This window comes from Deinococcus sp. (assembly GCF_030523985.1).
GTDB lineage: Bacteria > Deinococcota > Deinococci > Deinococcales > Deinococcaceae > Deinococcus.
Genome location: NZ_JAUNHK010000116.1, coordinates 1 through 7,195, shown reverse-complemented (window position 1 = coordinate 7,195; position 7,195 = coordinate 1). Strand labels below are relative to the sequence as shown.

The window sequence follows — 7,195 nt, the reverse complement described above, 5'->3', positions numbered from 1 at the left end:
CGGTCGGCACTATAAAGCTATACGAAATAATTGAACGCTGTACTAGTACAGCGTTTTGTTAATCAGGATAGTTTTACCTCTGGAGAGAGGATTGGCGATGTAGCCTGGAATCTCAGCTAAAAGAGGCATCACTCAAACTCATCTATCTCTAACCGTTCAGATTCCTAGTGCTTCAAAATTCTAGAACGCTGTACTAGGTACTTGAGGTCATCGGAAATATTCAGCCGGAACTGATCGTTCACGCAGCGGCTTACACCAACGTCGGCGGAGTGGAGCAAGACCGTGAGCTGTGCTGGAACATCAATGTCAAGGGCACGCGCAATGTGGCTGCGGCTGCAAACGTTGTTGAAACCAAACTGCTTCACGTTTCGACTGATTATGTCTTTAGTGGTGATGAAGGCAACTATCGCGAGGACGATACCCCAGGGCCGGTCGTCAACTACTATTCCTTGACCAAGCTGGTTGCTGAGGAAGCGGCCCGCAGCGCCGCAAGTCATCTCATCGTTCGTACCAGTTTCCGGCCCCGCCAGTTTCAGTACCCCACGGCCTTCAGCGACGTCTACACCAGTCAAGATTATGTCGACATTATCGCGCCCATGATCGCTTCTGTCATTCAGCATGCCCAGGACATTGAGGAACGGGTTTTACATGTCGCGACCGAGCGCAAGAATGTTTACGAACTCACACGCCGACGCAACCCAGAGGTTCATGAAGGGAAGCGTGCCGAAGCAAATGTCGTTTTGCCCGCCGACGTTTCTCTCAATACTGACCGGTTTGAGGAGCTCCACAGGAGCTGGAAACTCTCCGACAGGCATTGAACGTCGCTGTTTAGGGTGTTGAACTTGTAGGCGGTAGGCGGGAAAACCTGGAAACAATTCCGGCAGGTCTAAAAGTATAGTTGCGCCGTGACCGCATTTGAGGCATATGAAAAGCCAGCGAACTTTTCGCAGGTGCGGCAATCTGTCGAGATTCGTGTGGGGTCAGGGCCCGTCAATCTGACCCTGACCAGTCCCTATTTCAAGGAAATCGCTGACAGGAACCTCATTCTCCACAGCGTTGAGTTCCTCCCTTCCACCAAGAAGTAAGGAACCCAAGCTCCCTTCCCATCAGCCCCCCATCAGCCGCCCCCCGCTAGACTGACCCCATGTCAACATTCTGATCCCGGCCCGGGCTGCCTGCCTTGCTGCTGCCCGCTTCCCTCTTTCTGAGCGTGCTGCTGGGCAGTGCCGACGCAGCGAGCACCGCCGCGCCCACTCCGCTGTTCACCACTCCGGCGCTGAGCGGCAAAGCGGCCCTGACGCTTCCGGCAGGCAAGCCGCTGGGCGTGGTCGACTCGCTGAACGGCCGGGTGGCCACTGTGATTTACGGCGGGCAGCTGTACTGCACGCGGCGGGGCCTGCTGCGGGAGAGCAGTTCAGGTGCCAGTTTCCTGGGTGAAGGGCAGTGGTTCTTGCCGCCCCAGACCGCCTCGGAAGCCTTGCGGCTGCCGCTGAGCTGGTCGGGGCAGGGGGCCCTCCCGCGCGACTGGCAGGTGCAGGTGCTGCCCCTCCGTGAGCCGGAACCGGGGCAAGACGGCGGCGTTCGGCTCGCGGGCACCCCGGTCCGGACAGTGGCCGCCAGCCTCAAACCCGCCTCCTCGGAGGAGGGGAAACTTACCGTGGGCCGCACGCAGCTCGACCTCGGAAAACTCAGGCCCGGACTCTACCTGCTGACCGCCTCGCGCCGCGACGCCCCGGCGACCGTGCTGGGCACGCAGGTCGTGCGCGTCACCGACCTGCACCTCGTCAGCATCGCCACGCCCAACCGGGGGCAACTCTGGGCCACCCATGCCCAGACCGGTGCGGTGCTGCCCGGCGTGCGTATCAGCGGCCTGGCGGTCACGCGGCACTGGTCGGAAACGGGGGAAGAAACCGTCAGCACCCGCCCGCTTGCCCCGGTCACCACCGACGCGCGCGGCTTGGCGAGTTTCAGCCTGCGCGACGGCGAGCGCCTCATCGCGGCAGCGCAGGCCACCATCGGCGGGCAGACCCACAGCGCCCGCATCGGCAGCCTCGACAACGAAACCTGGAACGGTCAGGCCGAACGGGCCCTCGCCCTGATTCAGACCGACAAGCCCGTCTACCGCCCCGGCGAGACCCTGCGCGGCCTGGCGCTGGCGTGCTCGCTGACGCCCGGCCAGCGGCGTCCCTACCGCGGCGAAGTCACCGTGCGCCTGAGCAGCGGCTACCCGCGCGTCACCCTCGCGCAGCAAAAGCTGAGGACCGACGCCGACGGTCTGGTGCGCTTCTCGTTCCCGCTGCCTGCCGCCGTGAAGACCGGCAGCTACTCGGTCGAGGTCGAGATGCCCGCTTCCCCGACCCCCACCAACCCGCGCCCCACGCCGGACGTCAGCTCGGTGCCGGTCGAGGTGCGCGCCTTCGTCAAGCCGCTGTTTACGCTCACCCTCAGCGGAGCGAAGGAAATCGTCGCTGGGCAGACCTGGACGCTGGGCGCTGCGGGCGAGCTGTACCAGGGCGGCGCGGCGAACGTGGCGGGTGAAGTGTTCGTGACCGGCGGGGAAGCGGAGGACTATCCCCTTTACCAAAACGACTTCGGCGACGAAGACCTCGGCGGCTACGCGCCCTACATCGACCCCAAGCGCCGGCCCAACCAGACCTTCAAGCTCAGCGCGGGGCGCGCGGCCCTGCCGCTGAAACTCGGCGCGGCGGGCCAGTGGCCAGCCTCCTACACCGTCAGCCTGCGGGCGCGCGACGAGTACGGGCGCGACGTGTGGGCCTCGCGGGCGGTCCGGGTCTACCCGGCCAACGTCAAATTCGCCGCCCCCACCCGGCAGTGGCGAGAGGGCGAAAGCCGCGTGGGCGCGCAGCTGCGTGAAGTCGGCACCCAAAAGCCCCTGGCCGGGCGCAAGGTGCGCGTGGAAGCGCGGCGCAGCTTCTCGGTGAAAGAAGGGGGAAACTACGCCAGCCGGGAAGAGGTGCTGTTTGAAAAGACGCTCACCACCGATGCCCAGGGCCGGTTCTCGCTGACCGTGCCGCTCGACCGTGACAAGGAAGGCGAGTACTTCCTGCGCGTGTTTGCGGCGGACAGCGCGGGGCGCACGGCGCAGGCGCGGCTCGACGCGGGCTACGTGTACCACGCGCGGGGCGAGCCGCAGCAGCGCTACGAGCTCGAGCTGCAAGCCGACCGTGAGACCTACGCCCCGGGCGCTGCCGCGCAGCTCACCCTGCGAACGACGCTCCCCGCCGGGACGCCGGTGCTGCTTTCCGCGCACGCCGAGGAACGCGGCGAGCAGCGCCTGATTCGCGTGACCGGCCCGAAGATGACGGTGCGCTGGCCGCTGACTCCGGCCCTCGAACCCGCGTTCACGGTGCAGGCCCTCGCCGTGCAAAAGGGCGAATTCGTGCGGGGCACCACCGACCTGCTCACCGTTCCCCGCGAGGACAAGAAGCTGCAGGTCAAGGTCTCGGGCGGCGCGGAAGTGCGCCCCGGCGAAAAGGCGACCTTCACGGTGAGCACCCTGCGCGGCGGGCGGGGGGTGCCCGCGCTCGTGACCCTCGCGGCGGTGAACGAGTCGGTGTACGCCATCGCCGACGACCCCACGCCGGAGCCTTGGGAGCTGCTCTGGAGCGGTCACTACCCACAGGTCGAGGTGCGGTCGAGCCAGAACGGGCCCGACGATGGGCGCGGCGGAGGTGGGGGAGACGACAGCAGCGCCCTCTACCGCAGCGACCTGCGCGAAGTGGCGGCCTTCCAGACGGTGCAGACCGACGCCGCCGGGCAAGCGCGGGTCACCGTCACCATGCCCGAGGCGCTCGGGGCCTACCGCCTCAGCGCACGCGCCCTGACGCGCGACGGCTCGGCGGGCGAAGCGCGGGGAGAGCAGCGGGTCGGGCTGCCGTTCGCCGTGCGCCTGATTCGCCCGCGCGTGCTGACCGCCGGAGACACCGGCAGCGCGGTCGTCGGGGCGGTGGACCGCCAGGGTCGGGGAGGGTCCGTCACCCTGTCTCTCGGTACCGGTCAGAGTAGTAAGGCCCAAACCCGCACCCTGCCCCTGCAAGGTGGCTCGGCCAGCACCACGTTCAGCGTGCAGGCCCCGGCGGGGGTATCGGCCCTGACCCTGCGCGCGAGTGCCACGCGCGGTCAGCAGCGCGACGGCGTGCAAGAAACCTTGCCCGTGCGCCCGGCCGGGCAGCGGCAGCTCATCTCGGGGGGCGGCACGCTGAAGGGTGAAGCCGAAGTCCCGCTGAAGTGGCCTGCGGGGACGCAACCCGAAAGCCTCGTGATCGACCTCGCCGCGTCGCCGCTGCAACTCGCGCTTTCCGGGTTGGGGGCCGCACTCTCCGACCCCACCGACCGCTGGCAGACCACCGACGCGCTCAGCGCCCGGCTGCGCAGCAACCTCGACCTCGCCGCCCTCGCCGCTCGCTTCGGCTGGCCCGAAGTGCGTGAGCGGGCGCTGGGGCAGGCCCGGCGCGACCTCACCGAACTGCTCGCCCTGCGGGGAGACGGCGGCTGGGGCTGGACCGCCCAAAGCCGCGTGAATGCCGAGATGACGGCCGCCGCGCTCAGCGCCCTCGTGCAGGCCAAGGGCGCGGGCCTGACCGACAGCCGCACGCTGCAAAACGTGCGCGACCAGGCCGCCAAACTCGACGCCGCCTCGCCCGCGCTCGCGGCGGCCCTTGCCGAAGCCGGTGTCCCCGAGCGGGCCGTGCGCCTCGCCCGCAGCGGCGTGGCCGACCCCGCCGAAGCCGCCCGGCTCGCGTCTGTGCTGGCCCCGATCCACCCGGACCTCGCCGCCACGCTGTACGCCCGGGCCCGCGCCGCCGCCCGGACTGACAAGGGCGGAGCGCTGGTGCTAAGCCGCGCCCAGAGCGGGGAGTCCGACACCGAACCGACCGCGTGGTTGCTGGAAGCCGCCGCCCGGCTTGGCCGCCGCGCCGACCTCCCCGCCCTGACCCGCGCGGTGCTGGAGCGGCGCGTGGGCGACAGTTGGGGCGCTCCCCGGCCCACCGCCGCCGCCGTCAGCGCCTTGCGGGTGCTCGCGGAGCGCGAGGGGCCGCCGGTCGCCCGCACGGTGACGGCCGAACTCGGCGCCTTCCGCAAAACCGTCAAGGTCGCGGGCCCCACCCGACTCGTGGTTCCGGCAGCGAACGTGAAACCGGGCACCCTCCGGCTGAGTGCCGCGCAGCCCACGCCGTATGCCTGGGCCCTGCAGGTGCGCCGCGCCGGGGCTGGGGCCACCGCCCCGAGTCCCGTCAAGATCGAGCGTCACTACGACGCCACGACGGTGGAGCGCGACGGCATCGTGACCGTGACATTGACCCTGACGGCTCCTTCCCGCCTGTCTCACCTGCGCGTGACCGACCCCATTCCCGGCGGCCTCGAAGCGGCCGATGACCGCCCGCTGGGTGAGGGCCGCGTGGTGAACGCCCCGGGCAGCAACGCGACTGTCTGGGCCGAGCGCGCCCTATACGACGACCGCGCCGTGTTTTACCTTGAAGACGTCAAGGCCGGGAAAACCACCCTGCGCTACCGCCTGCGCGCGCTGGCGAGCGGGACCTACGTGGCCCCCGCCCCCCGCGTAGACTTCGCCGGGGGAGCCCCCGCCGCCGAAGGAGCCGCGCAGACCGTCAAGGTGCGCTGAGCCCCCGCTGCCGCTCGCGGCCCGGTGGGGAAGAGGAGAAGTGCCCCCACCGGGCCGCGCTGAACTTAGGCGGCGGGCCCTGGAGAGCGGTGGTGCATCCGGGCGCAATGCGTATAAGCTTGTGGCCATGACGCAAAAACGTGTCCGTCTGAGTGCCGAAGTTCGCCAAGAACAGATTCTGGAAACGGGGTAGTTGACTGGAACTATTCCTGACAGGCTACGCCACAGGGGAAGCTCAACAGATCCCGAATGGACCAACACCGCCCAGTCAACCCAATCGCCATCGCTGGTGTGCGCTGAGCATATTTTCTTCTTCCCAATGGCTCTGCCAGTGGCTGACGAAGACCCCTCTGCGGTCGACACCAGTTGTAAACGCCCTGCACCATCTGAGCGAGCGTGCGACGATGGATGGGAAGCCTCGCAAAGGCGAGGCTCTTGCGAACCAGATGCGGATTCATCCGACGTGCTGTCCCATTCTGACGCTCCACGGCTGAAGTGTTCGGCTTCATGTACCCGAGGGTCTCCAGTTCGAGGTTTACTCGTTTCTGTGTTCCAGCGGCAATCTCCGTCCTCACACGCACCACCTGTTTTCCGCTGTACTCCTTGATGATTCGGACGTGAGCCAGACCGCGTGGAATGCGGTAAGCCTTCCTGGGAAAGCGACCTCGCTTTCCTTGACGTGGAGGCTGCCACGGCGTCCCAAACAGTTCTGGAAACAGAGTCTGATACGGCAGATAGCCGTCAGTGAACAGCACCAAGCGCTGCGGATTCGCTAGCCTTTCGCGAGCGTTCACGAGCAACACCTTCGTCAGTTCAGCGGTCCTCGCCCCGACCTGACCTTCAATGACGAACTTACTTTTGGGGTCGACAACGGTGAAATCCCACGCTTGTTCAGCCTTTTCACCTACGAAAGCGTGCCGCTCATCAGCTTGCATGCTCGTGACCTCAAGGTCACGAGCATGCTGGTCATGGAACTGTTCCAGATGAACACCAGCGCGACAGACGATTCGAGCGACAGTCGTGCGGTGGCATCCTGTGAGCGCTGCAGTGGATGAAAAACAGTTGCCATGAGTGATGTGGTCAACGACGCGGTCGACCTGTTCCGGAGGTAACTTGCTGCCCCAGTAGGGTGTCCCCTTGGTTTCGCTGAATTCAGCGCCACAGGTACGGCACCTGAGCAGTCGACGCTTTTCAGGGCCGTAGAACTTGCGGAGATGGATGTTCTGTCGACCGGGTTGGTGGAAGTCTGGACAATGTGGGGTCTGGCAGACGAAACTGTCGAGTGGGAGCGAAAATAACACGCCCGGAGATAAGCTCCGGGCGCTCCCATTTCAACCCCTGTCGGTCATAGTTCCAAACAACTACCCTTTTACGCTGGCGCTGTGCAAATGGCGGTTATCTCGCTGGCCTGATGGTGTTTCTCGGCTGCACGGGAGCTGGAAGTTATTGCTTCGCTGTTCGTGTGCGGCCCGTGCGCTTCGCGCCCGACGGCCCTGGAATTCTGCGTTTCTCGGTTTTTTTGGGGGCCGTTGGGGTTTTTGAGCTGCGCCT

3 protein-coding genes are annotated in these 7,195 nt (G+C 66.3%); 2 read left to right on the top strand and 1 reads right to left on the bottom strand.

Annotated features, from left to right (window positions below; genetic code table 11):
* Positions 1-209 precede the first annotated feature (209 nt).
* Together Q4C89_RS12975 and Q4C89_RS12970 are read left to right on the top strand one after the other, a co-directional pair.
* Entirely contained in the window at positions 210-818 is a 609-nt protein-coding gene (locus tag Q4C89_RS12975; RefSeq protein WP_303103043.1) for a sugar nucleotide-binding protein, read from the top strand.
* A 362-nt stretch (positions 819-1,180) separates the two neighbouring features.
* Positions 1,181-5,644: an MG2 domain-containing protein gene (locus tag Q4C89_RS12970; protein WP_303103042.1), complete on the top strand. Its 4,464-nt coding sequence runs from the start codon at positions 1,181-1,183 to the stop codon at positions 5,642-5,644.
* A 203-nt stretch (positions 5,645-5,847) separates the two neighbouring features.
* Here Q4C89_RS12970 and Q4C89_RS12965 read toward each other — a convergent pair whose 3' ends face one another.
* A complete protein-coding gene (locus Q4C89_RS12965; protein ID WP_303103041.1) occupies positions 5,848-6,945 on the bottom strand; it encodes an IS1 transposase in 1,098 nt (365 codons plus the stop codon).
* Positions 6,946-7,195 lie beyond the last annotated feature (250 nt).